This window comes from Hymenobacter actinosclerus (assembly GCF_900111515.1).
GTDB classification, from domain to species: Bacteria; Bacteroidota; Bacteroidia; order Cytophagales; family Hymenobacteraceae; genus Hymenobacter; species Hymenobacter actinosclerus.
Map to the genome: position 1 here is coordinate 88,975 of NZ_FOHS01000006.1, position 25,874 is coordinate 114,848.

The following is a 25,874-nucleotide window of genomic DNA, read 5'->3' on the forward strand; positions in this document are numbered from 1 at the left end:
CTGGTTTTAAACCTAAGCCGGCTGTAGAGACGCGACACTTCGCGTCTCGTCGTTGCTGATGTTGCCCGAGCCGATTTTACGTTGTCGTTCAACGACGAGACGCGAAGGGTCGCGTCTCTACAGCCCGCACTTAAATCCAGATTCAATCAACCGCCAAAAAGAGAGACCCCGCAACGGTTGTTGCGGGGTCTCTCTAGTACGCCTTAATCCTTAATCCTAATACGACGGACCCTTATCGGTCGGTACGAGCTGCTCTTCGGCGTCCACGTACTCCTCCACGGCGGTGCAGGAGCAGATGAGGTTCCGGTCGCCGTAGGCCGAGTCGATGCGCGAGACGGCCGGCCAGAACTTGTGGGCGCGGGCGTGTTCGGTGGGGTACACGGCCTGCTCGCGCGAGTAGGGGCGGGTCCAGTCGTGCACGAGCACGGTGGCCGCCGTGTGCGGGGCGTGCTTGAGCAGGTTGTCCTTGGCGTCGGCGCGGCCTTGTTCCACTTCGCGGATTTCCTCCCGAATCTTCACCATCGCCTCCACGAAGCGGTCCAGCTCCTCCATGCTTTCCGATTCGGTCGGCTCCACCATTAGGGTGCCGGCTACCGGGAAGCTCACGGTGGGCGCGTGGAAACCGTAGTCCATCAGGCGCTTGGCAATGTCTTCCACCTCGATGCCGGCCTTCTTGAACTGGCGGCAGTCCAGAATCATCTCGTGGGCGCAACGGCCGTTGGCGCCGGTATATAGCACGGGGTAGTGCTCCTCCAGCTTGGCCTTGAGGTAGTTGGCGTTCAGAATAGCCATGCGGGTGGCTTCGGTCAGGCCCTCGCCGCCCATCATGTTGATGTAGGCGTAGCTGATGGGCAGGATGCTGGCCGAACCCCAGGGCGCCGACGAAACGGCGCTGGCCGTGCGGCCGTCGGCGTCTACCAGCACGTGGCCGGGCAGGAAGGGGGCCAGGTCGGCCACCACGCCGATGGGACCCACGCCGGGGCCGCCGCCGCCGTGCGGGATGCAGAACGTTTTGTGCAGGTTCAGGTGGCAGACGTCGGCGCCGATGGTGGCGGGCGACGTGAGGCCCACCTGGGCGTTCATGTTGGCGCCGTCCATGTACACCCGGCCACCGTGCTCGTGGATGGTCTGGCAGATGTCGATGATGGTTTCCTCGTACACGCCGTGGGTGCTGGGGTAGGTCACCATCAGGCAGCTGAGTTTGTCGGCGTGCTGGGCGGCCTTGGCCTTGAGGTCGGCCACGTCAATGTTGCCATCCTCCGTGCTCTTCACCACCACCACCTGCATGCCGGCCATCACGGCCGACGCCGGGTTGGTGCCGTGGGCCGAGGCCGGAATCAGGGCCACGTTGCGGTGCTGGTCGCCGCGCGAATCGTGGTAGCCCTTGATGGCCAGCAGGCCGGCGTACTCGCCCTGGGCGCCCGAGTTGGGCTGCAACGATACGGCGTCGAAGCCGGTTACCTCGCACAGCCACTTCTCCAAATCAGCAAAGATTTCGGCGTAGCCCTGGGCCTGCTCGCGGGGCGCGAACGGGTGCAGATTGCCGATTTCGGGCCAGGTAACCGGAATCATTTCGGCCGTGGCGTTGAGTTTCATGGTGCACGAGCCGAGTGCAATCATGGAGTGGGCCAGGCTCAGGTCCTTGTTTTCGAGCTGCTTCATGTAGCGCAGCATCTCGTGCTCGGAGTGGTGGCTGTTGAAGATGGGGTGCGTCAGGTACTCGCTCTGGCGCACCAGCGCGGCGTCCCAGTTCACCTCCGCCTCGGCGGGCAGCTCCACCTGGGGCGCGGCCTTACCGAGCACCTTGGCGAATACGGCCACAATGTCGCGCACGTCCTCAATTTCGGTGTTCTGGTTGAGCGAGATGCCCACCTGATTCTCGCCGAAGTAGCGGAAGTTGATACCGGCGGCCTCGGCCTCCTTTTTCACGGCGCTTTGCAGCTCCGCGCTTTCCAGCTGGATATCCAGCGTGTCGAAGTAGAACTCGTTGCCCTGCTCCATGCCCAGCTCGCCCAGGGCGCCGGCCAACGTTAGGGTCTGCACGTGGATGTTGCCGGCGAACTGGCGCAGGCGCTGGGGGCCATGATAGACGGCGTACATGCCGGCCAGCACGCTCAGCAGCACCTGGGCGGTGCAGATGTTGCTGGTGGCCTTCTCGCGCCGAATGTGCTGCTCGCGGGTCTGCAAGGCCATACGGTAGGCCTTGTTGCCGGCCGCGTCGATGCTCTGGCCGATAATGCGGCCCGGAATCACGCGCTTGTAGGCGTCGCGGGTGGCCAGGAAACCGGCGTGGGGTCCGCCGTAGCCCATCGGCACGCCGAAGCGCTGGGAGTTGCCCACCACGGCATCGGCGCCCATCTCGCCGGGAGGCGTGAGCAGCGTCAGGGCCAGCAAATCGGCCGCCACGGTCACGAACAGGTTGTTGTCGTGAGCTTTGGTGATGAAGTCAGTGTAGTCGTACACGGCGCCGTCGGCGGCCGGGTATTGCAGAATGGCGCCGAACAGCGACTCGTCGCTCAGGTCGGCGGTGCGGTGGTCGCCAATCACCAACTCGATGCCCAGCGGCGTGGCCCGGGTGCGCAGCACGTCGATGGTCTGGGGCAGCACCTGCTCCGATACGAAGTAACGCGTGGCCGACTTCTTCTTGCTCAGCGAGTGGAACATGTGCAGCGTTTCGGCGGCGGCGGTGCCTTCGTCGAGCAGGCTGGCGTTGGCAATTTCCAGGCCCGTCAGCTCCATTACCATCGTCTGGTAATTAATCAGGGCTTCGAGGCGACCCTGGGCAATTTCGGCCTGGTAGGGCGTGTAGGCCGTGTACCAGCCCGGATTCTCGAGGATGTTGCGCTGAATAACGGCCGGCAGCTGGGTGGGGTGGTAGCCCAGGCCGATATAGTTCTTGAACAGCCGGTTCTTCTCGGCAATGCCCTTGAACTTGGCCAGAAACGCCCGCTCGGTGAGGGCTGTGGGCAGGTTCAGCGGCCGCTTGAGGCGAATGGCCGCCGGCACGGTTTCGTCGATGAGCTGGTCAATCGACTCGACGCCGACAACGCGCAGCATTTCGGCAACACCAGCGGCATCAGGACCATTATGGCGGTCCACAAACACGTCGGCGGGCTTGGTCTTCAGCAACATAAGAAGGGTGGTGAGGGTGGCAACGGAAGGCTTCAACAGAACCTCCAACAAAGGTAGCGCGAAAAGGCTTCACCCTTAAACCGATAGGCGGGGAAAAGTTTGAACCCGTAGAGACGCGATGGGTCGCGTCTCTACGGGGCTTGTTACCTTTAAGCCCTATCCCATCCAACTGCTGCTTATGCCCACCCTGACTATTGGCCTGCTGCGCGAAGGCAAAACCCCGCCCGATAAGCGCGTACCGCTCACTCCCAAAAAATGCATCGAGGCCCAGGACCAGTTTCCCGGTCTGAAAATCGTGGCCCAGCAAAGCGAAATCCGCGCTTTTGCCGACCAGGAGTACCGCGAGCTGGGCCTGGAGGTGCGCCCCAGCGTGGCCGACTGCGACGTGCTGATGGGCGTGAAGGAAGTGCCGGTGGCCGAGCTGCTGCCCAACAAAACCTACTTCTTTTTCTCTCACACCATCAAGAAGCAGCCTGCCAACCGCGAGCTGCTGCGCCAGGTGCTTAAGCGCAACATTACGCTGGTCGATTACGAGGTGCTCACCGACGAGCAGGGCCAGCGCATTGTGGCGTTTGGGCGCTGGGCGGGCATTGTGGGCGCCTACAACGGCCTGCTCACCTACGGCCGCAAGCACGGCCTGTTCCAGCTCAAGCCCGCCTACGAGTGCGTGGATATGGAGGACATGCAGGACGAGTTTTTCAAGGTCAAGAAGCTGCCGCCCATCAAAATGGTGGTGACCGGCTCGGGCCGCGTGGCCCAGGGCGCGGTGGAAGTGCTGGAGCTGATGGGCATCCGCCGCGTGAGCGTGTACGACTACCTCTACCTCGATTTCAACGAGCCCGTGTACACCCAGCTGCGCTCCTCCGACTACAACCGCCGCCGCGACGGCCGCGTCTGGGATACGCCCGATTTCCACCGCCACCCCGAGCAGTACGAAAGCACCTTCGGCAACTTCCTGCCCGTTACCGACCTGCTGATTGCCTGCGCCTACTGGCACCCCCAGGCCCCGCGCCTGTTTGCCGAGGAAGATACGCGCCGCCCCGATTTCCGCATCAACACCATCGCCGACGTTACCTGCGACATCGACGGCTCCATCCCAACCACCCACCGCAGCACCACCATCCAGGAGCCGGCCTACGACTACGACCCCGCCACCAGCGAGCTGCACGCCGCCTACTCGGCCCCCGGGCATCTCACGGTAATGGCCGTCGATAACCTGCCCTGCGAGCTGCCCCGCAACGCCTCGCGCGACTTCGCCCGCCAGCTCATCGCCCACGTGCTGCCCCACCTGCTGGCCGAAGGCGGCCCCGACGAGGTCATCGAGCGCGCCACCATTGCCCGCGCCGGCCAGCTCACCGAGCGGTACCAGTACCTGGCCGACTACGTAGCCGGTTAGGTTGGTTGTCAGTTGTCCGTTGTCAGTTATTAGTCGATTGTTCCCAGATCCGGCCATCTTCCCGACACCTGAGTCGGGACTAGCTGACAACGAGCAACTGACAACTGACAACGAGCAACTGACAACTAATTAGATTTTCAGAACCGGGTATTTGGCCTGCACCAGCATGTAGAGGCCGTACGCCATCAGCCCCAGGGCCACAATGCCCAGCACCAGCGGCCCCATGCTGGCCAGCAGGTCGAACGCCTCGTCGGTGCTGCCGACGGCCGAGGCGCGCGACTGGCGGCCCGCCTGGATGAAGAAGTAGCCGATAATGCCCAGCACGATACCCCGGGCCGTGTAGCCCAGCTGCCCCAGCCGGTACACGGTGTTCTGCTGGCCGGCCGGAATGTCGGAGCCCTGCACGTGCTTATGGAACCGGCCGGAATATGCCTGATAAAGCTGGTACAGGCCAACGCCGACGGTAGCAGCTCCCGCCAGCATGATAATCCAGTCGCCGGCGGGCCAGGCCAGCACCCGGGCCGTAAGGGTTTGCCTGGCGTCGCTGCCGCTGTCGGCCGAGCCGCTCAGGGCCAGCTGGGCGGCGTACCAGGCCAGGCTGGCGTATACCAGCCCGCTGGCGGCATAGCCCACGCGCCGCGCAATACCGGCCATATCGTTGCCCTTGTCTTCGGTGTCGCGCACGGCCTGCACCACCCGCCACACAATGTAGGCCAGCAGCCCCAACGCAATCAGGCCCAGCAGTACCGGCCCGCCGGGCAGGCCCTGCAGCGTCTGAACGGCCTGTTTCTTGTCGGCCGTTTGCCCCTGCTGCTGGCCGGTGGCCGCCAGCAGCGCCAGCGTCCCCATCAGCCCATACACCAGGCCTTTGGCGGCGAAACCCACCCGGGCCAGTGTGCGGATTCCCGCGTTCGGGGTGGTGGGTAGCGGGTTTGAGAGCGTATCGGAAAGGGCCATGGAAAACAGTCTGGGAAAGAAGGAAGTGCCGCGCCCGGCAACCGGTGCCGCGGCACGTATAAGCAGGCCCGGCACCTGGCCGGTAGCCGTAATTCGGCCAATGGGCCTCTTACGCAGCGGGCACCTTAAAGGGTGGGGCGGCTACTGCCCAGCAGGCCGGCCGGCTGGTAGATGCGGGCGCCGGGGTGGGCCAGGGCCGCGTTGCCGGGTACGTCGAGCGTGAGCAGAGGCTTGTCGCGGGCCATCGTATCGGCCAGCAGCTGCGCCAGGTTGCCGCCCGGGGTAACATAAGGGATGAAAAAGTCGTCGGCCATATCGGCCAGCAGCAGGTTGCGGATAGCCGCCGTCTCGAAGCTCACGGCACTTACCTCGGGTTCGAAAGGCGTAATAAACAGCAGCTGCCCCAGGCGCAGGTCCTCTTCGTGCTCGAACGCCAAGCTGTGCTGAATGCCCCGCCCCAACGCGTACACAATGGGCTGGCCGGGCTCCTGGCGCAGGAAATTATATACTGTCTGCTCCAGCCGCGAATGGAACCCCGAGGCAATGCAGCGGTGCTGCTGCCGCTGCTCCATGGCCCAGAGGTAAGTGTCGCGCTCAACGGCCGCCGGGTAGGCGCGCGAGCATAGAAAAACCGTTTTGGGCAAAGCCAACAGCGCCGGATTCCCAAGAGTGCGCAGTTCTTCCGGCGGCGTCAGCATGAAACAAGAAGCAAAATAGGGTTGCTAAAGTTAAAATTAATATTGATAAAGTTATTATACGATAAAAATGGAATCACTCCTGCATAGCAACGGCCCGCTACCTGAGTAGTGGGCCGTTGTTGTAATAAACGTATGTAGGAGGCAGACTAGAAAGTGCGCTGGAACCAGTTCTTGATGTCGTCCATCGTTTCGCCGGTCTTCTGCTGCAGGTTGCCGAACCACTCGTCCTGCTTGCCTTCTTCGTAGTCCATGTCGTCGTCGGTGAGGTTGCCCCACTTCTGCTTGGCCTGGCCTTTAATTTCGTTCCAATTGCCGCGGGCGCGCAGTTCGGTGTTATCGTTGATGCCGTTGTTATTAACGTCCATAATAGTAGGATTAGGGTGGAAGATACCCCCTTTACGCGCCTTGGCGCCGTAGGGTTGGGCCACTGCTCCTGCCACAGCTGCTAGAAGTGGGTAGTGTTGCTGAGCAAGATCAGAAGTATCACTATGCCCACACCCACGCCAGTGCCGAAACCAGCTGCAGCTTTGCCTAGCTTTTTGCTCTGGGCTTGTCGGCGGTAGCCGTCGTAGTAGGCTAAATCGTTGAGTAAGTCGGGTTGCGGGGCATCGAGATTACGCCGGGGTGGGGCAGAAAGCCCCATAACGGAACCCGCAACGATGCCTCCGTAACCCGAGCCTACCAACGTGGCCCCAAACGTTCCCCAGAACACACCCTTGTCAGGTTTATAGTACTTCCTGCTGTCCTGGCGGCCTAGCTCGGTGCGTTGGGCCGCGCTCAGGCCCTGCAGACTGGTGCCGGAAGCCGGCGCTGGCACGGCTGGTCGCATTACTTCGCGCGTGCCGTTGGCATAGCGGATCATAAACACTTCGGCGGCGGCCAGCTCAAGCGTATCGGTATCGGTAGCCGCTACCGGGGCCAGTGAGTCGGTCGGTGCCGGCGAGGGCAGGTAACGCACCAGCCGGGGCGTAATGCGTACCACCCGGCCCGGTAGCTCGTCGCCGTTGGTGCGCAGAATTACGTCGGTGGCCGACTGAGTGCTTGGTTTGGGCGCGGTGGGCGTCGGTTGCGCCTGGCAGTGCCTACCGGGTAGCAGCGTTACGGAAAGTAGTAGCAGCAAGAATAAACCGCGCATAGGAGCTGGGAATGCAAAATGAAAACCTGAAAATAAAGGCTGCACTGTCGGGCTGGCCGGCAGGCAGTTGCCTCGCACCTAGCGTACGCCAAAATACCGGATTACCAGAAAACCGGTTACTGTAACCACTATAGCAGCACCTAACCCAAAGCCAGTGGCGGCCTTGCCCAGCTTGCGGTTTTTAGCCTGTCGGTTATAGCCTTTGAAGTATGCCGGGTCCTGGAGCAAAGCCGGTTCGGGCGCGTTCAGCTTGGCGCGGGGTGGGTTGGTAAGCGAGATTACCGTGCTTGCTACCAGTCCGCCGTAGCCAGTAGTCACGGTGCTGGCAAGTGTACCCCAGAACACGCCTTTGGAGGGCTTGTAGTACCGGCGGCTATCCTGGCGGCCCCGCTCCTGGCGCTGGGCTGCGCTCAGGCCCAGCAGGCTGTTACCAGAGTTCGGGCCTGAAGCCGGAGCCGACCGCAGTACCTCCTGTGTACCATTGGCGTAGCGAACCATAAACACCTCGGCGGCGGCCAGCTGCAGCGTATCGGGGGCAGCAGCGGCGGCCTGGCCCAGCGAGTCGGGGCCCACTGGCAGGTAGCGCACGAGTTGCGGCGTAATGCGTACCACCCGGCCCGGTAGCTCTTCGCCGTTGGTACGCACAATCACATCCGTGGCCGCCCTTGAAACCGCGGGTACGGCCGCCGAATCGGGGGCGGGGGGGTGCTGGGCCTGGCTTACTTCGCTGGTCAGCAGAGCTACAGAAGTTAGCAGTAGAGAGAGTAGCGTGCGCATAGAGTTGGCCGTAAGGAAGAAAAAACAGAGCCCCGTGCTGGTGGCGCGCCCCTAGCGGCGGCGGTGGTTGAAGCCCACCAGCAAACTGAAGCGCACGCCGCCGTTGCCGGGCACCACGGCCAGGTTCACCGGAAAATTCACGTCTTCGACCTTGAACGAAGTGCCCACGGCCAGCACAATGCCGGCGCTGGCCGGCGTTAGGTTCGGGCCCAGGCCGAACTCGAAGCCCTTGGGGCCGCGGATGCCGACCAGCGCGTTCAGGCTGGGAATGAACTTGCCCTGCTCCAGCCCCCCAACCAGCGGCACCAACTCCACCAGGCCCGCGGTGCCCGAGGCCAGCCGGAAAATGCGCGTTTCAAACTGCCAGCCAAACTGCGTGAGAAAGGGATTGAGTCCGAACTCATCCTTGGCCTTACCCACCACGCCCCCCGTCAGCACGGTGAAGCCGATACGCGGGCCGTTGAGGTTGACCACGGGTTCGGGCAGCGGGTCGTCGCCGGGCACGGCCGGGCCGGGGTAGGGCGCTGCCCCGGCCAGGGCGGGCAGCTGCCGCGCTCCGCCGGGGGTGCCGAACACCTCTTTGGTGCCGTTGGCGTAGCGAATCATGAACACGTCGATTTTACGCACTGTAATCAGCGGCCCCTCGGGGTTGTCGGTGCGGCGGTAGCTTATCTCGGTGGGCGTAATTTCCACCACTTTCACGTTGAGTTCTTCGCCCGATTGCCGGGTAAGCACGTCCTGGGCCTGCAGGGCGCCGGCCGAAACCAGCAGCAGAAACAATAAGCTGAGTAAGCGAGAAAGCATAGCGGTGGGGCTTAGGAGGAAACTTCAGGAAAGATGCCACTTCATTCAGGCTAAGTTGCAACCAGGATGTTCTATATTTAGACCCGCTGCTGGTTTTGATTTATCAGAAATGCAGCTGGCAATCAGAAGGTTACATAATTGCATTCAGACTTTTAAAAGCCCCGCCCGCTCATGGACGACCTGCGCACCACGCTGGCCACCTTCTCGCCCGACGACCACAAGGAGTTCCGGCAGTTTATTCAGCGGCAGCGCCGCAAGCAGAAGGGCCGCATGGATGTGCGCCTCTACGAGCTGCTGGCCCAGCCCCGCGAATTCGCCACGCCGAGCTGCTGGAGCGCCTCTACCCCGCCGAGCCCAACGCCGTGGCCTACTACGCCCTGCGCAAGCGCCTGCTGCGTCACCTGCTCGATTTTCTGCTGCTGCGCCAGCACCAGCAAGACCCCACGGCGGCCGCTTCGGTGCGCGGGTTGCTCACGCTGGCCCAGTACCTGTTCGAGGCCGGCATCGACCGGCTGGCCTGGGGCACGCTGCGCAAGGCCGAAAAGCTGGCCCGCACCAACGAGCAGTACGAGCAGCTCAATGCCGTGTACAACCTCCAGATTGCCCGCGCCCACAGCCCCCACGCCGATCCGCTCGACGACATCATCCGCCAGCGCAACCTCAACAAAAAGGACGCCGACGAGGAGGAGCGCGCCAACATTGCCGACAGCCTCATCCGCCAGCGCCTGCGCCAGGCCCGCGTGAAGGGCCGGGCCGCCGAATCGTTTGATGAGATTCTGCAGCAGGTGCTGCGCGAGTACGACCTGCAGGAAGCCTTCGCCCGCCGGCCGGCGCTGCTGCTGCGGCTCATGTCCATCACCCGCGCGGCCATGCTCGTGCGCCGCGACTACGCCTCGTTTGCGCCCTTCGTGATGCGCTGCTACCACCTGATGGAAAAGCGCCACGGCTTTCGGCCCGCCCACCGCGAGGCCCAGCTCGGGCTGCTGCTGATGATTGCCCACGCCCTGTACCGTACCCGCCGCTTTGCCGAGTCGGTGGAGTACCTGGAACAGCTGCGGGCGCTGCTGGAGGCCGGGCCGCGGCTGCTGCGCACGGCTATGTGGCCGCGCTACACCTTCCTGCTGGCCGCCAACTATGCCTTCCTGCGCCGCAACTCCGAGAGCATCGTCCTGCTCGAAGCGGTGCTGCGCCTGCCGCTCAGCCCCCGCGAAGAGCTGACGGGCCGCCTGGGCCTGGGCTTCCATTACTTCGCCGAAGGCCAGTTCCAGAAAGCCAACCAGACCCTGCAGGCCATCGGGCGCACCGACCACTACTGCGAGCAGGAAATGGGCATCGAGTGGGTAATCAACCGCAGCATGGGCGAAATGCTGATTCAGTTTGAGCTGGGCAACGCCGACCTGGCCCACAACCGCCTGCGGGCCATCGAGCGGCTGCTCAAGGAGCGGTTCGGGCCCGGCGGGGGCGGCTACGCGTCGGTACTGAGCTATTTGCAGCTGGTGGGCGAGCTTATCGACGACCCGGCCACCGCCCGCTGTCCGGCTTTTGCCACCCGTTTGCACGACATTCCCTCGTTCGTGTCGCTGGGCCAGGAAGACCTGCAGGCCCTGAGCTTCTATAGCTGGCTTCGCTCGCAGGTGACGGGCCAGCCCTACTACAGCGTGCTGCTGGAACTGGCCCACGCCCCCGAGTCGGACCCCCGGCCCTAGCAACGGCCCACCACCCTGCGCAAACCAAAAGGACCTTACCACGCCGGAACAGCCGTCAAAACGACGCGTTTCAGCCTGGTAAGGTCCTTATGCTTGCCTCAGCTGGGCGGGTGTTTCCACGCGCCGGCAGCTAAGTGCTACGCGCCAAATTAGTTGTTGCGGGTAGCGGCGTTGATGTCGGCTTTGGCTTCGCCGGCGGCCTGGTCGATTTTGTTGCCGGCTTTGTTGGCGGCGGCTTTGGTTTCGGCGGCAGCTTTGTCGGCAGCGGCTTCGGTGTTTTCGGCGGCTTTGTCGGCGGTGGCTTCGATAACCTTACCCGTGTTTTCGAGGGCGTCGTCGGTGGCTACGGCGGCGTTGTTGGCTTCGGCAGCGGCGGCATCACCGGCGTTTTCGGCGGCGGCTTCGGTGTTGGCAGCGGCGGCATCGGCATTGGCCTGTCCCTGCTCGGTGCAGGAGGTAGCGGCGAACGAAACGGCGGCGGCAACGAAGAGGGTTTTGAACAGGGTTTTCATGGTAAAAAAAGTCAGGAAGTGAAAAAAAGCAGCCCGGCAGCGGGCCGTACGGGTCTTAATAAGCCCCGGGCCGGAAGGTAACCCGTCGGGCGGCCGCGAAACCAGCCGGCCAACTTTTCGGCCGGTGGGCAAGTATAGCCAGGTAGTTTACTCCTCCCGATACGTTCGTTTTTCGCCTTTCTTATGGATTCCACCGCCTCCACGCCCGCCAACCAGCCCACGCCTTCCGTCCCGCTCACCATCACCGACGAGCAGAATTCGGCCCTGCTCACCGACACGCTCAACCTGCTGGGCGCCAAAACGCCCGACGGAAAGCAGGCGCTGACCGAAATCGACCGCTGGATTGAAGTGCTGAAAGCCACCGAGCGCACCGGCCTGGCCAAGGTAACCCAGGAGCTGCAGCTGGTGCGCGAGCAGCTCTCCTCGCCCGACACCGACACCCACGACCTGGCCGAAACGCTGGCCTCGCTGGGCATAGAAACCGGCAAAGTGGCCGAAGAAACCACCAACGATTACGCCGCCCCGCTGGCCCAGCTTGGCAAAACGCTCATGAAGCTCGGTTCGCAGCTCTCGAAGTAGCCGCACCCCCGCCTGTCATCCTGAGCATGTTGCGCTTTGAGCAACGACGAAGGACCTATCCGGAAGCTGGCTCTACAAGAGTATGGCTTCCGGATAGGTCCTTCGCTGCACTCGGGATAAGCGGTAGGTTCAAGCGGCGGCCGGCGTAACTTTGCGCCTCTGTTTGCTGCCTGTTTATGTCTGAATCTGCTCTTTCCGCCGCCGACCTAACGCTCTACGACCCCTTCGACGGCATGCGCTTCGGGCCGGAAGCCTGCTTTCTGTGCGGCACGCCTACCACGCCCCCTCAGGATACGGTACCGGTTTTTGCCGACTGGCTCATGGACCGCTACCAGCTGCGCGAGCGGCCGATTAAGCTGCTCGATATGCGCATCGTTACGTATCAGGAACTGCGCATTGCCTGCTGCGCCCGGTGCCGCACCCGGCACGTAGGGCCGCTGGAGGCGCATGTGGAGGCCATCAGCCGGCAGGGCGTGCGTGGTTTTCGCGAGCTGGATGAGCAGACGCTGTTTCTATGGCTGGGCAAGATGTTTTATGGCATCCTGATAACCGAGCTGCTCAATCAGCAGAACCCGCTGGCCGTGCCGCAGTATCCGCTGGCCGAAAACGCCCAGATGCTGCGCCGTTTCCAGGCGTTTTTCCAGCCCCTGCAGGCCCTGCGCGTACCCATGAGCTACGACGATTTCGTGCCGGCCTCGATGTTCGTGCTCGAAACCGACTCCGCTCAGGATGAGCTGCCCTTCGAGTACGACGACGACCTGAGCACGCTCACCTTCAGCATCAAACTCGATGAAACGGTGCTGGTCGCCTGTCTGGTCGATAACGGCATTATCGGGCAGGCCATGCGGCGCGTCGATGCCGATGCGCGCCGGCCGCTGCACCCGGTGCAGGTGGCCGAGTTCAAGGCCCGCTTGTACTACGCCGCCTACCTGCTCAATGTGGTGCCCGACTACTTCCCCCGCGCCCTGAAGCCCGGCGACCAGGAAGTGATAATGGATTCGCTTATCGACGACGTAACCGGGACCATCTTCAACCCCTGGGAAAACAGCGCCTACGCCCAATCGTTGCTGGAAATGTGGAAGCGCTGGCAGATTCCGCTGGAGCGCATCGTGGCCGACCCCAGCCGCCCGCTGAGCTACCTCTACGACGCGCACGACCAGCCCCGGTACCTGTCTCAGTATCCGGAGGCCGGGTAAGCCGATAAAAGAAAGGGGAAAACGGCAAGCAGCCAGCTGAACCAGCAACTTCAAATGTCAGCGAAGGGTAGCTCCTAAGCCCTAAGCCCTAAGCTCTAGCCGGCCTGCCAGGGTGATTCGGGAGCGTATTTCTGGAGCTTGATGCCGGTCCAGCGACCTTCGAGGCCGCCTTTGCATTCCTGCTCGTTCACCAGCACATCCACGCAATGGCGGTGGCGGCGGTTCATGGTGTCGTGAATGATATACACGCCATCGAGGCCATTAGCGAGGCCCGTCACGCGCACTTTTTCACCGTACTTAAACGGTCCGCCCCATCGGCTAAGCAAGTCGCGGGATACGGCCAGCCAGCGGGTTTTGCTGGAGTGGTTGTCGGGGATGATGGAGCCGTCGGCGGTTTCCATCGGGTTGTCATCGGTCTGGCCTACTTCGGGCCAGTAAGCGGTTGCCGTGACGCGGTACGCCAGGGTTTCGGGGGCCTTCTTGACAGGCTGCACCGGCAGCGACACGGCTACCGGACGGGGGCTCAGGGTGGCGACGGTGGAGGGCAATGCCAGCGCCGTCGAGGAAACAGTACGGGGGGGAAAGAGGAAAGTCAGCAGGAACAACGCAATGGACATGGCAATTGGGTCGGTGAACTCTCACTTGGCCTGGAGAGGATAGGCGGCCGGCCCGACTCGGCAAAAGGGCAGAAACACTTTTTTTTGAAAAAAATCAGTACTTCCTTTTTATGGTGACGGCCGAAAGACCGAAAGCAGGCAATAGGAGGCGAAAACCGGTTAATTTTAATACAATTTGGTGATTTAATTGTATTAACTTCACCGTTTCTGTTTGGAGGGGCCAAAGGTAAGTCCTTTTTCCGACATAGCCATAAAGCCGCTTTTCTGGCCTGCCAGTTGGTTTTTGCCGGGCGTGGCTTCACCCGGCACCGCGCCGGCCAGGTCCGGGCAACGGAACGCGCATACGGCTCCGGACCGGTTAGGGTTGCCCCAGGCCACCAAACCCGGTGCGGCGGTTACCGTATTGTAGGCCGGCGGCCACTGTAGTAGCGGCCGGTGTACCTCGCTGCTAACTTGCCTTTCTATGGCCCATAACCTGTTTTTTGTGTCTGCCCGAGCTGCCGCGCTGCTGGCTTTGGGCTGCCTTGGGGCCTGCTCCGCCCCTTCTTCCGGCCCCGCCGCCGGTACCGGTTCCGGCACTGCCACCGATTCGTCGGGTAACGCCGCTCCAACGGCCCCGGCCGATTCGCCGTTGCAGGTGGTAGCCCAGTTTCGGGAGCCGCAGATTGTGGGCGTGGCCGTGCTGCCCGACGGCCGGGTGTTCGGCGACTTCCCGCGTTGGGACAACAACCCCGTGGCCCCGATTGCCGAAATCGGCCCCGGCAACACCCTCAGGCCCTACCCCGACGCCGAGTGGTGCAAGTGGGACGAAACCGTGCGCAACGAGCCCCAGAAACACTGGATTTGCCCCCAGAGCGTATACGCCGACCCCAGCGGGATGCTGTGGGTGCTCGACCCGGCCTCGCCCGGCATCAAGGGCACGGTGCCCGGTGGCCCCAAGCTGGTCAAAATCGACCCGGCCACGAATAAAGTGGTGCAGAACATTGCCGTGCCCGCCAGCGTGGCGCCCACCAGGTCCTACCTCAACGACGTGCGCGTCGACCCCGAGGCCCAGTACGCCTACATCACCGAGTCGGGCATCGGCAGCCTGGTGGTCATCGACCTGAAAACCGGCAAGTCGCGGCAGCTGTTGGCCCGCCACAAATCCATGCTCGGCGACACTACGCTCAACATCAAGGCCGATGGCAAGCTGCTCGTCGACCCCACCGGCAAGCAGGGCCAGTTCAACGCCGACGGCATTGCCCTGAGCCACGACCGGCAGTACCTGTACTGGAAGCCGCTGACCAGCTACGCGCTCTACCGCATCAAAACCGAAGCCCTGCGCAACCCCGCCCTTTCGGAGGCCCAGCTAGTTGCCCAGATTGAAGACCTGGGTAAGGTGCCGGCCTGCGACGGCATGATTCTGGACGCTCAGAACAACCTCTACCTCACGGCCTTCGAAGACCACTCCATCAAGCGCCGCACGCCGGCCGGCAACATCGAAACCGTGGTGCAGGACCCGCGCCTGGAGTGGCCGGATACCTTTGCCTTCTCGGCCGATGGCCGCACGCTCTACGTCACCAACTCGGCCATCCACAAAACGCCCACCTGGAGCCAGGGCGTCGGCCAGCAGGACCAGCCGTATCATATTTTTAAGATGGCGGTGGGGAAGTAGGAGGCAGGGCAACCGGATAACAAAACAGTCATGCTGTGCGAAGCCGGAGGCGAAGTCGAAGCATCTCGCAAGCAATGGTAATTCCTGACGACAGGGTTACTAATTCAAGCGAGATGCTTCGACTCCGGCTCCGCCTTCGCTTAGCATGACCGGTCTTTATAAACTGTTCAGACCGCCTAATCCATCATATCCGCCGAGCGGGGTGGGTTGTGAGCCTCGGGGCGCCAGCTGAGCGGGTAGTTTTCATCCTCGTAGGCTAACGCGGCTTCGGTCAGATACAGCGGCCGGAAGGTGTCGAGCATGACGGCCAGCTCGTGGGTTTCCTTTTTGCCGATGCTGGCCTCCACGGTGCCGGGGTGCGGCCCGTGGGGGATGCCGCTGGGATGCCAGGTGAAGGAGGCCAGATCGACGCCCCGGCGCGACATGAAGTTGCCGGCCACGTAGTAGAGCACCTCGTCGGAATCGACGTTGGAGTGGTTGTAGGGGGCCGGGATGGAAAGCGGGTGATAGTCGAACAGCCGCGGCACGAAGGAGCAGATGACGTAGTTGTTGCCCTCGAACTGCTGGTGCACCGGCGGCGGCTGATGGAGGCGGCCGGTGATGGGCTCGAAATCGTGGATGCTGGTGGCGTAAGGGTAGAAGTAGCCGTCCCAGCCCACCACATCAAACGGTGAATTACCGTAGATGAGCGAGTGCAGCTGCCCGTCCTTCTGAATGCGCACCTCGTACTCGCCCGACTCGCGCACGTCGTTCTCAATCAGCTCGGAAGGCGTGCGGAAGTCCCGCTCGCAGTAGGGCGCGTGCTCCAGCAGCTGCCCGAAGTGGTTGCGGTAGCGCCGGCAGGTTTCAACGGGGCTGAACGACTCGATGATGAGCAGCCGCACCGGCCCTTCTTCAAAGTGCAGCTGGTGGATGATGGTGCGCGGAATCACGATGTAATCGCCGGGCTCGAAGGCGAGCTTGCCCAGCTGGCTCCATAGCTCGCCGCGGCCCTCATGCACGAAAATCACCTCATCGGCCAGCGCGTTTTTGTAGTAGTACTCCATGCGCTTCTCCGTGGGGTTGCACACGCTCATGGTTACGTCGGCGTTGCCGAGCAGGGTCTGGCGGGCTTCGAGGTAGTCGCCGCCGGTGCTGGTCTGGGCCAGCGTACGCAGGTGGGCCGGGGCCAGCGGCCGGTCTTTGAGCAGCTTGGGGGCAAAGGGCCGCGACTTGCCCACGCGCTGGATTTCGGTGGGCGCGTGGCGGTGGTAGAGCAGCGACGAGACGCCGTGGAAGCCCAGCGTGCCCACCAGCTGCTCGTGGTAGAGCGAGCCGTCGGGCTGGCGGAACTGGGTGTGGCGCTTGCGCGGAATCTGGCCTAAACGCTGATAAAAAGGCATAACGGACGAGGTTTTCGGGTGGGAAATACCGGTTCGTGAAGGTACAAAGTTTCTCCGTGGGCGGTTGCTGGTTGCCAGTTGCCAGTTGCCAGTGATGAGTTGCCGGTTGCCAGTAAGAGAACGTCATTCAGAGCGCAGCGAAGAATCTTGCGCGAATTCGCTGAACGGCTTTGGGAACGTCAGCATGCGAGATTCTTCGCTGCGCTCTGAATGACGTTCTCTTACTGGCAACCGGCAACCGGCAACTCATCACTGGCAACTGACAACCAAATACCTTTGCCGGCGCTTTACTACCCACTATGCTTTCATTTCTGCTGCCTTTGCTGGCCCTGCTTGCTCCCACCAACTCGGGGCCGGTACCGCGCAGCCGCACGTTCCACTTCGACTACACCGCCACCGTGCCCGCCGCCCCGGCCGGCACCCGCGCCGTGGAGCTGTGGCTGCCCGTCCCGCACGACGATGCGTCCCAGCAGGTGCGCCGGCTGCGGATAACGACGCCCGTGGCCTATGATATCCAGACCGGTGAGTACGGCAACCGCATCCTGCACCTGCGGGCTACGGGGGCCGCGCTACAAGGCTTCAGGGTAGAAATGAGCCTCGATGCCACCCGCCGCGAACACCTCAGCCTCACCCAGGCCGCCGGCCCCCGCCCCGTTGCCGAAGCGCCCGACCCCAACCTGAGCCGCTGGCTGGCCCCTGATAACCTGGTGCCGCTCGACCCCAAAATCCGCCTCTGGGCCACCGAAGTCGTGACGAAAGCCGGGGCGAAAACCGACCTCGAAAAAGCCCGCGCCATCTACGAGCATGTGGTAAGCACCGTCAGCTACGATAAAACCGGCCAGGGCTGGGGCCGCGGCGACATCTACTACGCCTGCGACGCCCGCCGCGGCAACTGCACCGACTTCCACGCCGTGTTCATCGGCTACTGCCGCGCCGTGGGCATTCCGGCCCGCTTCAGCATCGGTTTCCCGCTGCCGCCCGAGCGGGGCGCGGCCGAAATCAAGGGCTACCACTGCTGGGCCGAGTTCTTCACGCCCGAAACCGGCTGGGTGCCCGTCGATGCCTCCGAAGCCGCCAAGAATCCGGCGCGCCGCAACTACTTCTTCGGCGCCCACGACGAAAACCGCCTCGAATTCAGCCGGGGCCGCGACCTGACCCTGGCCCCGCGCCAGCAGGCGGCCGCCCTCAACTACTTCATCTACCCCTACGCCGAAGCCGACGGCCAGCCGCTAACCGGGGTAACCCACAGCTTCCGGTTCCAGGACGAGCAGTAACGCGAACTTTGTAGTTCGCGGCCCCGCGTCGTTGCAATGTAGTCGTTGCAATGCAATAGAACGAAACGGCGCCCGGCCACGAACTACAAAGTTCGCGTTACTGCCCGGCCAGGCCCAGCAGGGCGGTGTTGCCGGGCTCCCGGATGGCATTCAGGGCCTGCTGCATCTCGGCATCGTCGTGGTTGAGGACGCGGAAGTAGGCGGCCTTGCCGTAGGCGCTGCGGGCAATGTGGGCCTTGAGCTGGGTGCGTAGCAGCGGCGCGCAGCGGCGCAGGCCGGCGGCATTGGTTGGCAGGCCGCTCTGGATGGCGCGGGTGGCCAGCAGCTGCAGCTGCGTGTCGCTGATGCGGAACTGCTCGCCGAACTGCTCGAAGCGCAGGGCCTCCAGCTCGGTTTTGTGGTCCTGGTAATAGCTCAGGGCGAATTCGCGCACTAGGTTCAGGCTTTGCAGCTTCAGGTAGTAGCCCGACTGCGCCGACGTGTCGCGGGCCACGAACAGGTCGGGCATGATGCCGCCGCCGCCGTACACTACCCGGCCCCGGCCCGTGCGGTAGCGCAGCGAATCGGCGAAGTGGATGCTGTCGGCGTGGAAATACTCGCCGTTGCGGCTGCGCTTCTGCAGCTCCTGCTCGTAGTCGGCCAGGCCACGGCCGTACGATTTCTGAATGCTGCGGCCCGAGGGCGTGTAGTAGCGGGCAATGGTGAGGCGCAGCTCCGAGCCATCATTGAGGGCAATGGGCTGCTGCACCAGACCCTTGCCAAAGGTGCGGCGGCCCACCAGCAGGGCCCGGTCGTGGTCCTGGAGGGCGCCGGCCAGCACTTCGGCGGCCGAGGCGCTGCCTTCGTCCACGAGCACGACCAGCGTGCCGTCCTCGAACTCGCCGGCCACCCGCGAGTAGGTCTGGGTGTCGTACTGGTCGCCCTTGCCCTCGGTGTACACGATTTTCTTGGTGCCCCCGATAAACTCGTCGGCAATTTTGGTGGCCCGGTCGAGGTAGCCGCCGGGGTTGCCGCGCAAATCCAGCACGAGGCGCGTAAGGCCCTGGCGGCGCAAATCGCCCAGGGCCGCCTTGAATTCGTCGTAGGTGCCGCTGGCGAACCGGCTGATTTTCAGGTAGCCCGTCTGGTTGTCCACCATATAGGCCACATCGACCGACGAGTTGGGAATGCGGTTGCGCGTCACGGCCACCGTAATCGGGCGGGGCAGGCCCCGGCGCAGCAGCTGCAGCTGCACCCGGCTGCCGCGGGGGCCGCGCAGCTTGCTGAACAAGTCCTGCATCGTGAAGTGCACGCCCGATACAGCCTGCCCGTCCACGGCCAGAATTCGGTCGCCGGGCTGCAGGCCAGCCTGTTCGGCGGGGCCCTCGCTCAGGGGCGCCACCACGGTCACCGTATCGCGGAACGTGTTGAACTCTACCCCGATACCGTCGTAGTCGCTCTGCAGAAAGGAGGAGGCCTGCTGCTGCTGCTTGGCCGGAATGAACACCGAATGCGGGTCGAGGCGCTCCAGCATGCGGGTAATGGCGTAATCCGACAGCTCCTCGGTGTTCACCGAATCCACGTAGTCGCGGTCGATGTAGCTGAGGATTTCCTTGAACTTAAGGTAGCCGCGGGCCGTCAGGTCGGGGTTCTGGCTGGAGGGCCGGAACGGGTTGGCCCCGATCAGCACACCACAGGCCAGCACCAGGCCCAGCAGCCAGGGCTGGCGCACCTGCCACCGCCAGTTGCGGGTTCCGGGCTCCGAATGGGGCCGGGGCGGCTGCTGGGGCTGAAAGCTCATAAAGCGCTAAGCGAGTAGGTGTTCAATCAATAATCGGCTAATAGACGGGGAACAACTCTCCAAACTTATTGAAACTTTTCAAAGAAAACGTTGCGTTACATAGCGGTATATTCATTTTCCGATAAGTATCCAATTTTTTATAATATGAAGCCAATAAATGAGCGTTTTTACGCCTTTTATCCTACCCGAACGCTATGCCAACGACTAGCCGATACAAAGGTTTTTATATGATTATAAAACGATACACCTTTTCGCCCAACCGGCCGCTTTCCTCGCCCGGCAATGGTTTGCCGACTGCGGCCGCCTGCCACAACGGGCCGGGTGGTTCGGGCTGCCTGTCGTACCTTTGCGGGGCGGGGCCCGCCGGTTGGCGGACCCCGCGCTACACTCTTTTTTTTCGATGCAATGGGGCGCGTTCTGGCCATTGATTACGGGCACAAACGCGTGGGACTGGCCGTTACCGACCCGCTCCAGCTGATTGCCACGCCCCTGACCACCATCCACAGCCAGGAGCTGCTGGCCTACCTGAAAGCCTACCACGAGCGTGAGCCGCTGGAAGCCCTGGTAGTCGGTATGCCCCGCACGCTCGGCAACGAGCCCACCGATGCTACCAGCGCCGTAGTGGGTCTGGTGCGGCGGCTGCGCAAGGAGTTTCCGCTGGTGCCGGTGCACGAAATTGATGAGCGGTTTACCTCGCGCATGGCCCACGCCGCTATGCTGGCCGGCGGCCTGGGCAAAAAGGACCGCCGCGACAAGGCCACCGTCGATAGGGTGGCGGCCACTATTATCCTTCAATCTTACCTCGAATCCCGATGATTTTCCCCATTGTTGCCTTCGGCGACCCGGTACTGAAAACCCTCGCCAAACCCCTGCCCGCCGACTTTCCGGCGGCCGAGCTCGACCTGCTGATTGCCAACATGTACGAAACCATGTACCACGCCCACGGCGTGGGGCTGGCCGCTCCGCAGGTGGGCAAAAGTATCCGCCTGTTCGTCATCGACTCGACGCCCATGCTCGATGAGGACGAGGACGGCAACTCGATTGTGGACGAGCCCACGGCGGCTCCCGTCAAGCGCGCCTTCATCAACCCCCAGATGCTGAGCGAAACCGGCGAGCCGTGGGCGTTCGAGGAAGGCTGCCTGAGCATCCCCGGCATCCGCGAGCGGGTGACGCGCTGCCCGGTTATCCGGCTGCGCTATGAGGACGAGCAGCGCCAGGTACGCGAGGAAACCTTCTCCGGCCTCACGGCCCGCGTTATTCAGCACGAGTACGACCACCTGGAGGGCGTGTTGTTCACCGATTATACCTCGGGCCTGCGCAAGCAACTGCTCAAGGGCAAGCTTGCCCGCATCAGCAAAGGCGACGTGGACGCCGACTACCGCATGCGCTTCGCCGCCCCCGCCGGCAGCCGGCGGTAGTTGTTTGTTATCAGTTGTTCGTTGTCAGGATGAGGTTCGTGCTGACAACGAACAACCGATAACAAACAACTCACTTCCCCAATCGATACACGCCTTTGGTGCTGGTGGGCTGGTAGCGGCCGAATACGTGCGGGAGCTTGTAGCGCAGTTCGGGCAGCAGGTTGCGCTGGTCGATGAGGTACTGGGGCGGGTTGGGGCCGAGGCTGCGGGCCAGCCGGAACACGGCGGCGTACTCGTCGAGGTGGCCGAAATCGGCCTGGGCCAGGCGCCAGTCGAGGTAGGGCGAGGCGAGGCGGTTGTGAGCGTAGGGGCGCAGGCTGGGGCCGAGCACGAGCAGGCGCTGGCCCTGCAGGAAGTTGGTGCGCGGGTCGGGCTGCACGGCGTAGCGCGATTCGAGCGGCAGCTGCAAAGCCGTGTCAAGGAAGAACACGCCCCGGTAGCGCACCAGCAGTACGGCCCCCACCAGCAGCAGCAGCCCCACTTCGGGCACCCAGGCCCGCGCGGTTTTCTGCCACAGATACAGGCTGAAGTAGGCCGCGGGCGGCAGCAGCAGCACCAGCGTACCAGGGGCCACGCCGCGCCCGGCCACTGCCACGGCGGCGGCCACCAGCACCCACACCAGCATCAGCTGCTGAAATTTCACCTGAAACACGAGGCCCGGCGGCTTGGTGAGGCTGCGCACCAGCCCCAGCCCCAGCACCAGCCCCGGCAAAGCCAGCAGCCGCAGCTGCACGGGCAGCGGCAGCCCATCGGTGCCGGCTACCAGGCCGCTGAGCGTGGGCTGCAGATGAAACTTCAGGAAGCCGGGCAGCGAGTTGGTGTAGAGAAAGAACGTGCCCACCACCGCGTACGGAAACAGAAAGCCGCAGACCAGCAGCAGAAAACTCCGGAACGAGTTGGCCGCGAAGATGACCACGGCAAACAGGCCCAGCAGCAGAAACAGCGCCAGCGGCAGGTAGCACAGCGCCGCCACGCCCACCAGAAAACCGGCCCGGAACAGGCGGCGGTTGTCGTAGCCCTCGCGCGAGGTGGGCAGCAGGGCGCTGAAACCGGCAATCAGGAAAGTGTGGCCCAGCAGCAGCGGCGAGAGGATGTCGAGGTCGGTGCTGACGGCGCCCACCAGCAGGTACACCAGCGCCGCCAGGTAGCCGCGCTCGGGCAGCACGTCGGCGCGGTTGAGCACGAAGCTAAAGCGCAGGGCCTGAAACGCGAGCAGCGCCAGCGCCAGCAGCCGGTACAGCCACAGCGGCCGGCTGCTCACCAGCTCCAGCAGCCCGGCCAGGGCCGCAGCCAGCGGGGCGGTGCTGTCGTACAGGTCGCGGTAGAGGCGCACGCCTTCGCCCAGCCGCTCGCCCACCAGCATCCCGCGCAGCTCGACGGGCATCAGCGGCAGGCCCCACCAGAGCAGCGGCAGCCGCAGCGCCAGCATGAGCAGCAGCAGCGCAAACAGGCGGGTGAGCAGGGAGCTTTTGAAAAACTGAAGCAAGGGTTCGGAAGATGAAGGCCTGGGGAACGGGGTTGAGGGGCAAAGATACTCTCATCCGGAGCGCAGCGAAGGACCTGGCCAGCAGCTAACAGCAAATACCACCCGCTCTGTAGGCCCTTCGCTGCGCTCCGGACGGCCGTATCTTTGCCGGCCCGCTGTTCTTTCCGTTGCTCAGCCTCCGGTACCTTAGTCCCCCGGCCCTAATTCTTATCTTTGTGCCCTCTTATGGAAAGCAAACGACAACAAAAAGTAGCCAGCCTGCTCCAGCAGGAGCTGGCGGCCGTATTTCAGCGCGACCTGCCGCACCTGTTTCCGGGCCTGCCGCCGGGCATCAACCTGGTGCGCGTGTCGCCCGACCTGGGCGTGGCCCGCGTGTACCTGAGCGTGCTCAGCATTGGCAGCGCCGCCGACAAGGCCAGCCAGGGCGAAGCGCAGATGGTGCTGGTGAAGGACAACGGCAAGCCCATCCGGCAGGCCCTGGCCAAGCGCATCCGCCGCCAGCTGCGCATTGTGCCCGAGCTGGTCTTCTTCCTCGACGACTCGGCCGCCTATGCCGCCCAGATGGACCGCGTGTTCGGCGACCTGGAAATTCCGGCCGCCCCCACCGCCCCTACCCCCGCCGAAGACACCGACGCAGCTACCCGCCCCGGCGGCCCGCGCCCGCGCCTGTTCGGCGGCTCGGAGGAGTAGTGAGGTGGTGAAATGGTGAAATGGTGAGTTGCCGTTCAACCAGTTTCCATCGGCCAACGAGCTGTTCAGGCAGTTGTTGGCCCCTGCTTTCGCTAGTTGGCCCGCCCAACGTCAACTCACCATTTCACCATCTCACTAGTTCACCACTTGCATTACGACCCGATTAAAAAGTCGCTCGGCGACGTGTTCAACCGCACTCCCTGGCTGCGGCGGCTCTTTTATCATCTGCTCGATTTGCTGCTGCTGCGCACCTGGCACGTGCACCGCGAGCTGCGCGCCTGGGGCAAGGGCCGCACCCAGGAAGCCCTTACTATTCTGGACGCCGGCTCGGGCTACGGGCAGTACACCTACTGGCTGGCCGGCCAGAGCCCGAAATGGGAAATTCTGGCCGTTGATGTAAAGGAGGAGCAGGTGGCCGATTCCAACCGCTTCTTCCGCCAGATTGGCCGCGTGAATGCCCAGTTCGCCGTGCAGGACCTGGTGCTCTACCAGCAGCCCAACACCTTCGACCTGGCCCTGTCGGTGGACGTGATGGAGCACATTCTGGAAGACGTGGAGGTGTTCAAAAACATCCACGCCTCGCTCAAGGACGGCGGCATGCTGCTCATCTCCACCCCCAGCGACCAGGGCGGCTCCGATGTGCACTCCGACGGCGAAACCAGCTTTATTGAGGAACACGTGCGCGACGGCTACAACATCCACGAAATCCAGCAGAAGCTGCGCACGGCCGGTTTCGAGCGGATTGAGGCCCGCTACAGCTACGGCGAGCCGGGCCAGATTTCGTGGCGCCTGAGCATGAAGTACCCCATCCAGCTGCTGGGCGCCTCGAAGTGGTTTTTCCTGCTGCTGCCCTTCTACTACCTCGTCACCTTCCCCTTCTGCCTGCTGCTGAACTGGCTCGATGCCAGCACCACGCACGAGTCGGGCACCGGTCTGATTGTAAAGGCCTGGAAATAGACCTTTCCGGCCCAACGGCGTATCTTGGCTGCGGAACCCATTCAATTGCGTTGTTATGGCCGACAAGTACAACTACTCGGAGGTGATTTCGGAGATGCTCATTCAGTTGCAGCAGCACAGCGAGGTGCTTATCGGAATGCAGCAAACCCAGGAACGCATCCTCGACCGGCTTGACCGGGGCGAGGCGGGCTTCAACTATTGCGCCAGCGCCGTGCTCGGCCATCTGGCGGCCATTCGCTCCGATTTGCGCGACGTGCGCACTACCGTGCTCCAGGACCACGAGGAGCGCCTGCGCCGCCGCCAAGATTTCATGCGCCGCGCCAGCTAACCTCCTTCCGCTGCCCTTTTACCCTTTCACTCCGCCCTGCCCCGGCCCGCCCCGCACGTGAACGTACCCTTGCTCATTGCCCGGCGTTATTTTCTCTCCAAGAAGAAGCGCAACATTATCAGCATCATCTCCAACATCTCGATGGTGGGGGTGGCGGTGGGCACTACGGCGCTTATTATTGTGCTCTCCGTTTTCAACGGCCTCGAAGACCTGGTGCGCAGCCTCTACGGCAAGTCCGACCCCGACCTGGTGGTGACGGCCGTGCAGGGCAAGTCGTTCGAGCTGACGGCCCCGCTGCTGGTGCGGGTGCAGCGCACGCCCGGCGTGCGGCTGGTAACCGAGGTGATTGAGGACAACGCCCTGCTGCAGTACCGCGACCGGCAGATGGTGGTGAAAATGAAGGGCGTATCGGATAACTACCACTACCAGAGCAACATCGATTCGGCCATTGTCGATGGCAGCTCCACGCTGCAGCGCGAGGGCCGCGACTACGCCCTGCTCGGGGCCGGAGTCCAGCACGAGCTCAGCATCGCCCTCGACAACCGCTTTGCCCCCATGCGCCTGCTCTACCCCAAGGCCGGTAAGTTCAAGGTTTCCATGGATCCCGATGCCTATTTCACCCAGAAAAACATTCTGGCCGGGGGCGTTTTCCTGATCGAGCAGCGCATCGACGACAGCTACATTTTTGTGCCCCTGGAGTTTGCCCGCGACCTGCTCGGCTACGGCACCCGCCGCACGGGCCTGGAGGTGAAGGTAAAGGCCGGCCAGGAAATCGAGCAGGTGCAGAAAACGCTGCGCGAGCGGCTGGGCCCCACGTTTAAGGTGCTCAACTCCGACGAGCAGCACGTGTCGCTGCTCAAGGCCATCAAGGTCGAGAAGATGTTCGTGTTCATCACCTTCGCCTTCATTCTGCTCATTGCCAGCATCAACATCTTCTTCTCGCTCTCGATGCTGGTCATTGACAAGAAGAAGGACATGGCCGTGCTCATGGCCATGGGCGCCGACCAGCGCACGATCCGCAACATCTTCCTGTTCGAGGGGGCCATTGTGGCCCAGGTGGGCGCCATTGCCGGGCTGGTAATTGGGGTAAGCATCTGCTGGATTCAGCAGACCTTCCATATCGTGAGCATGGGCATGGCTACGAGCGTGGTCGATGCCTATCCGGTGAAAATGCAGCTGTCCGATATCGTGCTCACCGGCATTGCTATCATCTTCATTACCATTGCCGTATCCATCCGCCCGGCCCTGAACGCCTCCCGCCTCGACGTGCGCGACAACCTGTAGCCGGCCCTTCAAACCGGGCCGTGTTCGTTGCCCCGCCCCGCCCGGCGGAGCGCCGCAACGAACACGGCCCGGTTTTATTTTCCTGTCGACCTTCGTTATTGGCTAAAATTAA

Annotated in this window: 24 protein-coding genes; 12 read left to right on the forward strand and 12 right to left on the reverse strand. The window is 63.1% G+C overall.

Features of this window, described 5'->3' with window-relative positions:
• Positions 1-216: 216 nt before the first annotated feature.
• Positions 217-3,132: an aminomethyl-transferring glycine dehydrogenase gene (gcvP, locus tag BMY67_RS17390; RefSeq protein WP_092774044.1), complete on the reverse strand. Its 2,916-nt coding sequence runs from the start codon at positions 3,130-3,132 to the stop codon at positions 217-219.
• 178 nt (positions 3,133-3,310) lie between these two features.
• Here gcvP and BMY67_RS17395 point away from each other — a divergent pair, with 178 nt between their 5' ends.
• Positions 3,311-4,528: an NAD(P)-dependent oxidoreductase gene (locus BMY67_RS17395; protein ID WP_092774046.1), complete on the forward strand. Its 1,218-nt coding sequence runs from the start codon at positions 3,311-3,313 to the stop codon at positions 4,526-4,528.
• 129 nt (positions 4,529-4,657) lie between these two features.
• Here BMY67_RS17395 and BMY67_RS17400 read toward each other — a convergent pair whose 3' ends face one another.
• The 6 genes from BMY67_RS17400 to BMY67_RS17425 all read right to left on the reverse strand — a co-directional run bounded on the left by BMY67_RS17400 (position 4,658) and on the right by BMY67_RS17425 (position 8,899).
• Entirely contained in the window at positions 4,658-5,485 is an 828-nt protein-coding gene (locus BMY67_RS17400) for a DUF1206 domain-containing protein (protein ID WP_092774048.1), read from the reverse strand.
• Between the two features lie 125 nt (positions 5,486-5,610).
• Positions 5,611-6,183, reverse strand: coding sequence for a hypothetical protein (locus BMY67_RS17405; RefSeq protein ID WP_092774050.1), 573 nt, complete (start codon positions 6,181-6,183; stop codon positions 5,611-5,613).
• A 146-nt stretch (positions 6,184-6,329) separates the two neighbouring features.
• Positions 6,330-6,548: a CsbD family protein gene (locus BMY67_RS17410; protein ID WP_092774052.1), complete on the reverse strand. Its 219-nt coding sequence runs from the start codon at positions 6,546-6,548 to the stop codon at positions 6,330-6,332.
• 80 nt (positions 6,549-6,628) lie between these two features.
• On the reverse strand, positions 6,629-7,318 hold the full coding sequence (locus tag BMY67_RS17415) for a hypothetical protein (RefSeq protein ID WP_092774054.1): 690 nt from the start codon (positions 7,316-7,318) through the stop codon (positions 6,629-6,631).
• A gap of 78 nt (positions 7,319-7,396) precedes the next feature.
• Positions 7,397-8,095: a hypothetical protein gene (locus BMY67_RS17420; protein ID WP_092774056.1), complete on the reverse strand. Its 699-nt coding sequence runs from the start codon at positions 8,093-8,095 to the stop codon at positions 7,397-7,399.
• 51 nt (positions 8,096-8,146) lie between these two features.
• Entirely contained in the window at positions 8,147-8,899 is a 753-nt protein-coding gene (locus tag BMY67_RS17425; protein ID WP_092774058.1) for a hypothetical protein, read from the reverse strand.
• A gap of 362 nt (positions 8,900-9,261) precedes the next feature.
• On the opposite strand from BMY67_RS17425, the gene BMY67_RS17430 reads away from it, so the two are divergent.
• Positions 9,262-10,605, forward strand: coding sequence for a hypothetical protein (locus BMY67_RS17430; protein WP_092774060.1), 1,344 nt, complete (start codon positions 9,262-9,264; stop codon positions 10,603-10,605).
• 149 nt (positions 10,606-10,754) lie between these two features.
• Here BMY67_RS17430 and BMY67_RS17435 read toward each other — a convergent pair whose 3' ends face one another.
• Positions 10,755-11,117 carry a hypothetical protein gene (locus BMY67_RS17435; RefSeq protein WP_177189906.1) on the reverse strand — a complete coding sequence of 121 codons (363 nt, stop codon included), beginning with the start codon at positions 11,115-11,117 and terminating at the stop codon, positions 10,755-10,757.
• A 183-nt stretch (positions 11,118-11,300) separates the two neighbouring features.
• On the opposite strand from BMY67_RS17435, the gene BMY67_RS17440 reads away from it, so the two are divergent.
• Together BMY67_RS17440 and BMY67_RS17445 are read left to right on the forward strand one after the other, a co-directional pair.
• On the forward strand, positions 11,301-11,696 hold the full coding sequence (locus BMY67_RS17440) for a hypothetical protein (RefSeq protein WP_092774062.1): 396 nt from the start codon (positions 11,301-11,303) through the stop codon (positions 11,694-11,696).
• A 176-nt stretch (positions 11,697-11,872) separates the two neighbouring features.
• The gene (locus BMY67_RS17445) at positions 11,873-12,892 is read left to right on the forward strand and encodes a hypothetical protein (protein ID WP_092774064.1); all 1,020 of its coding nucleotides are present in this window, start codon (positions 11,873-11,875) and stop codon (positions 12,890-12,892) included.
• Between the two features lie 95 nt (positions 12,893-12,987).
• Here the strand turns inward: BMY67_RS17445 and BMY67_RS17450 are convergent, their stop codons facing one another.
• Entirely contained in the window at positions 12,988-13,509 is a 522-nt protein-coding gene (locus BMY67_RS17450; RefSeq protein ID WP_143069907.1) for an RlpA-like double-psi beta-barrel domain-containing protein, read from the reverse strand.
• A gap of 463 nt (positions 13,510-13,972) precedes the next feature.
• Here BMY67_RS17450 and BMY67_RS17455 point away from each other — a divergent pair, with 463 nt between their 5' ends.
• Positions 13,973-15,163, forward strand: coding sequence for an SMP-30/gluconolactonase/LRE family protein (locus tag BMY67_RS17455; protein ID WP_092774068.1), 1,191 nt, complete (start codon positions 13,973-13,975; stop codon positions 15,161-15,163).
• A 176-nt stretch (positions 15,164-15,339) separates the two neighbouring features.
• Here the strand turns inward: BMY67_RS17455 and BMY67_RS17460 are convergent, their stop codons facing one another.
• On the reverse strand, positions 15,340-16,545 hold the full coding sequence (locus tag BMY67_RS17460) for a homogentisate 1,2-dioxygenase (protein ID WP_092774070.1): 1,206 nt from the start codon (positions 16,543-16,545) through the stop codon (positions 15,340-15,342).
• A gap of 299 nt (positions 16,546-16,844) precedes the next feature.
• Here BMY67_RS17460 and BMY67_RS17465 point away from each other — a divergent pair, with 299 nt between their 5' ends.
• Positions 16,845-17,819 carry a transglutaminase-like domain-containing protein gene (locus BMY67_RS17465; RefSeq protein WP_092774072.1) on the forward strand — a complete coding sequence of 325 codons (975 nt, stop codon included), beginning with the start codon at positions 16,845-16,847 and terminating at the stop codon, positions 17,817-17,819.
• 97 nt (positions 17,820-17,916) lie between these two features.
• Here the strand turns inward: BMY67_RS17465 and BMY67_RS17470 are convergent, their stop codons facing one another.
• Complete coding sequence (locus BMY67_RS17470; RefSeq protein WP_092774073.1) at positions 17,917-19,599, reverse strand: S41 family peptidase; 1,683 nt, start codon at positions 19,597-19,599, stop codon at positions 17,917-17,919.
• 405 nt (positions 19,600-20,004) lie between these two features.
• Between BMY67_RS17470 and ruvX the strand changes: the two genes are divergently transcribed.
• Positions 20,005-20,415, forward strand: a complete 411-nt coding sequence (gene ruvX / locus BMY67_RS17475) for a Holliday junction resolvase RuvX (RefSeq protein WP_092774074.1) — start codon at positions 20,005-20,007, stop codon at positions 20,413-20,415.
• Positions 20,412-21,017: a peptide deformylase gene (gene def, locus BMY67_RS17480; RefSeq protein WP_092774075.1), complete on the forward strand. Its 606-nt coding sequence runs from the start codon at positions 20,412-20,414 to the stop codon at positions 21,015-21,017. The genes ruvX and def overlap by 4 nt, the downstream gene beginning before the upstream one ends.
• A gap of 70 nt (positions 21,018-21,087) precedes the next feature.
• On the opposite strand, the gene BMY67_RS17485 is transcribed toward def, so the two are convergent.
• Positions 21,088-22,503 (reverse strand): hypothetical protein, encoded by a 1,416-nt coding sequence (locus BMY67_RS17485; protein ID WP_092774076.1) that lies wholly within the window; start codon positions 22,501-22,503, stop codon positions 21,088-21,090.
• Positions 22,504-22,728: 225 nt separating this feature from the next.
• Between BMY67_RS17485 and BMY67_RS17490 the strand changes: the two genes are divergently transcribed.
• The 4 genes from BMY67_RS17490 to BMY67_RS17505 all read left to right on the forward strand — a co-directional run bounded on the left by BMY67_RS17490 (position 22,729) and on the right by BMY67_RS17505 (position 25,762).
• On the forward strand, positions 22,729-23,193 hold the full coding sequence (locus tag BMY67_RS17490; RefSeq protein WP_092774077.1) for a ribosome-binding factor A: 465 nt from the start codon (positions 22,729-22,731) through the stop codon (positions 23,191-23,193).
• Positions 23,194-23,340: 147 nt separating this feature from the next.
• Entirely contained in the window at positions 23,341-24,150 is an 810-nt protein-coding gene (locus tag BMY67_RS17495; protein ID WP_092774078.1) for a class I SAM-dependent methyltransferase, read from the forward strand.
• 55 nt (positions 24,151-24,205) lie between these two features.
• Positions 24,206-24,478: a hypothetical protein gene (locus BMY67_RS17500; RefSeq protein WP_092774079.1), complete on the forward strand. Its 273-nt coding sequence runs from the start codon at positions 24,206-24,208 to the stop codon at positions 24,476-24,478.
• Positions 24,479-24,535: 57 nt separating this feature from the next.
• Positions 24,536-25,762, forward strand: coding sequence for an FtsX-like permease family protein (locus BMY67_RS17505; protein WP_092774080.1), 1,227 nt, complete (start codon positions 24,536-24,538; stop codon positions 25,760-25,762).
• Positions 25,763-25,874 lie beyond the last annotated feature (112 nt).

Coding starts and splice junctions, on each gene's coding strand:
- gcvP (WP_092774044.1), bottom strand. CDS start 3,132: ATGTTGCTGAAGACCAAGCCCGCCGACGTGTTTGTGGACCGCCATAAT.
- BMY67_RS17395 (WP_092774046.1), top strand. CDS start 3,311: ATGCCCACCCTGACTATTGGCCTGCTGCGCGAAGGCAAAACCCCGCCC.
- BMY67_RS17400 (WP_092774048.1), bottom strand. CDS start 5,485: ATGGCCCTTTCCGATACGCTCTCAAACCCGCTACCCACCACCCCGAAC.
- BMY67_RS17405 (WP_092774050.1), bottom strand. CDS start 6,183: ATGCTGACGCCGCCGGAAGAACTGCGCACTCTTGGGAATCCGGCGCTG.
- BMY67_RS17410 (WP_092774052.1), bottom strand. CDS start 6,548: ATGGACGTTAATAACAACGGCATCAACGATAACACCGAACTGCGCGCC.
- BMY67_RS17415 (WP_092774054.1), bottom strand. CDS start 7,318: ATGCGCGGTTTATTCTTGCTGCTACTACTTTCCGTAACGCTGCTACCC.
- BMY67_RS17420 (WP_092774056.1), bottom strand. CDS start 8,095: ATGCGCACGCTACTCTCTCTACTGCTAACTTCTGTAGCTCTGCTGACC.
- BMY67_RS17425 (WP_092774058.1), bottom strand. CDS start 8,899: ATGCTTTCTCGCTTACTCAGCTTATTGTTTCTGCTGCTGGTTTCGGCC.
- BMY67_RS17435 (WP_177189906.1), bottom strand. CDS start 11,117: ATGAAAACCCTGTTCAAAACCCTCTTCGTTGCCGCCGCCGTTTCGTTC.
- BMY67_RS17440 (WP_092774062.1), top strand. CDS start 11,301: ATGGATTCCACCGCCTCCACGCCCGCCAACCAGCCCACGCCTTCCGTC.
- BMY67_RS17445 (WP_092774064.1), top strand. CDS start 11,873: ATGTCTGAATCTGCTCTTTCCGCCGCCGACCTAACGCTCTACGACCCC.
- BMY67_RS17450 (WP_143069907.1), bottom strand. CDS start 13,509: ATGTCCATTGCGTTGTTCCTGCTGACTTTCCTCTTTCCCCCCCGTACT.
- BMY67_RS17455 (WP_092774068.1), top strand. CDS start 13,973: ATGGCCCATAACCTGTTTTTTGTGTCTGCCCGAGCTGCCGCGCTGCTG.
- BMY67_RS17460 (WP_092774070.1), bottom strand. CDS start 16,545: ATGCCTTTTTATCAGCGTTTAGGCCAGATTCCGCGCAAGCGCCACACC.
- BMY67_RS17465 (WP_092774072.1), top strand. CDS start 16,845: ATGCTTTCATTTCTGCTGCCTTTGCTGGCCCTGCTTGCTCCCACCAAC.
- BMY67_RS17470 (WP_092774073.1), bottom strand. CDS start 19,599: ATGAGCTTTCAGCCCCAGCAGCCGCCCCGGCCCCATTCGGAGCCCGGA.
- ruvX (WP_092774074.1), top strand. CDS start 20,005: ATGGGGCGCGTTCTGGCCATTGATTACGGGCACAAACGCGTGGGACTG.
- def (WP_092774075.1), top strand. CDS start 20,412: ATGATTTTCCCCATTGTTGCCTTCGGCGACCCGGTACTGAAAACCCTC.
- BMY67_RS17490 (WP_092774077.1), top strand. CDS start 22,729: ATGGAAAGCAAACGACAACAAAAAGTAGCCAGCCTGCTCCAGCAGGAG.
- BMY67_RS17500 (WP_092774079.1), top strand. CDS start 24,206: ATGGCCGACAAGTACAACTACTCGGAGGTGATTTCGGAGATGCTCATT.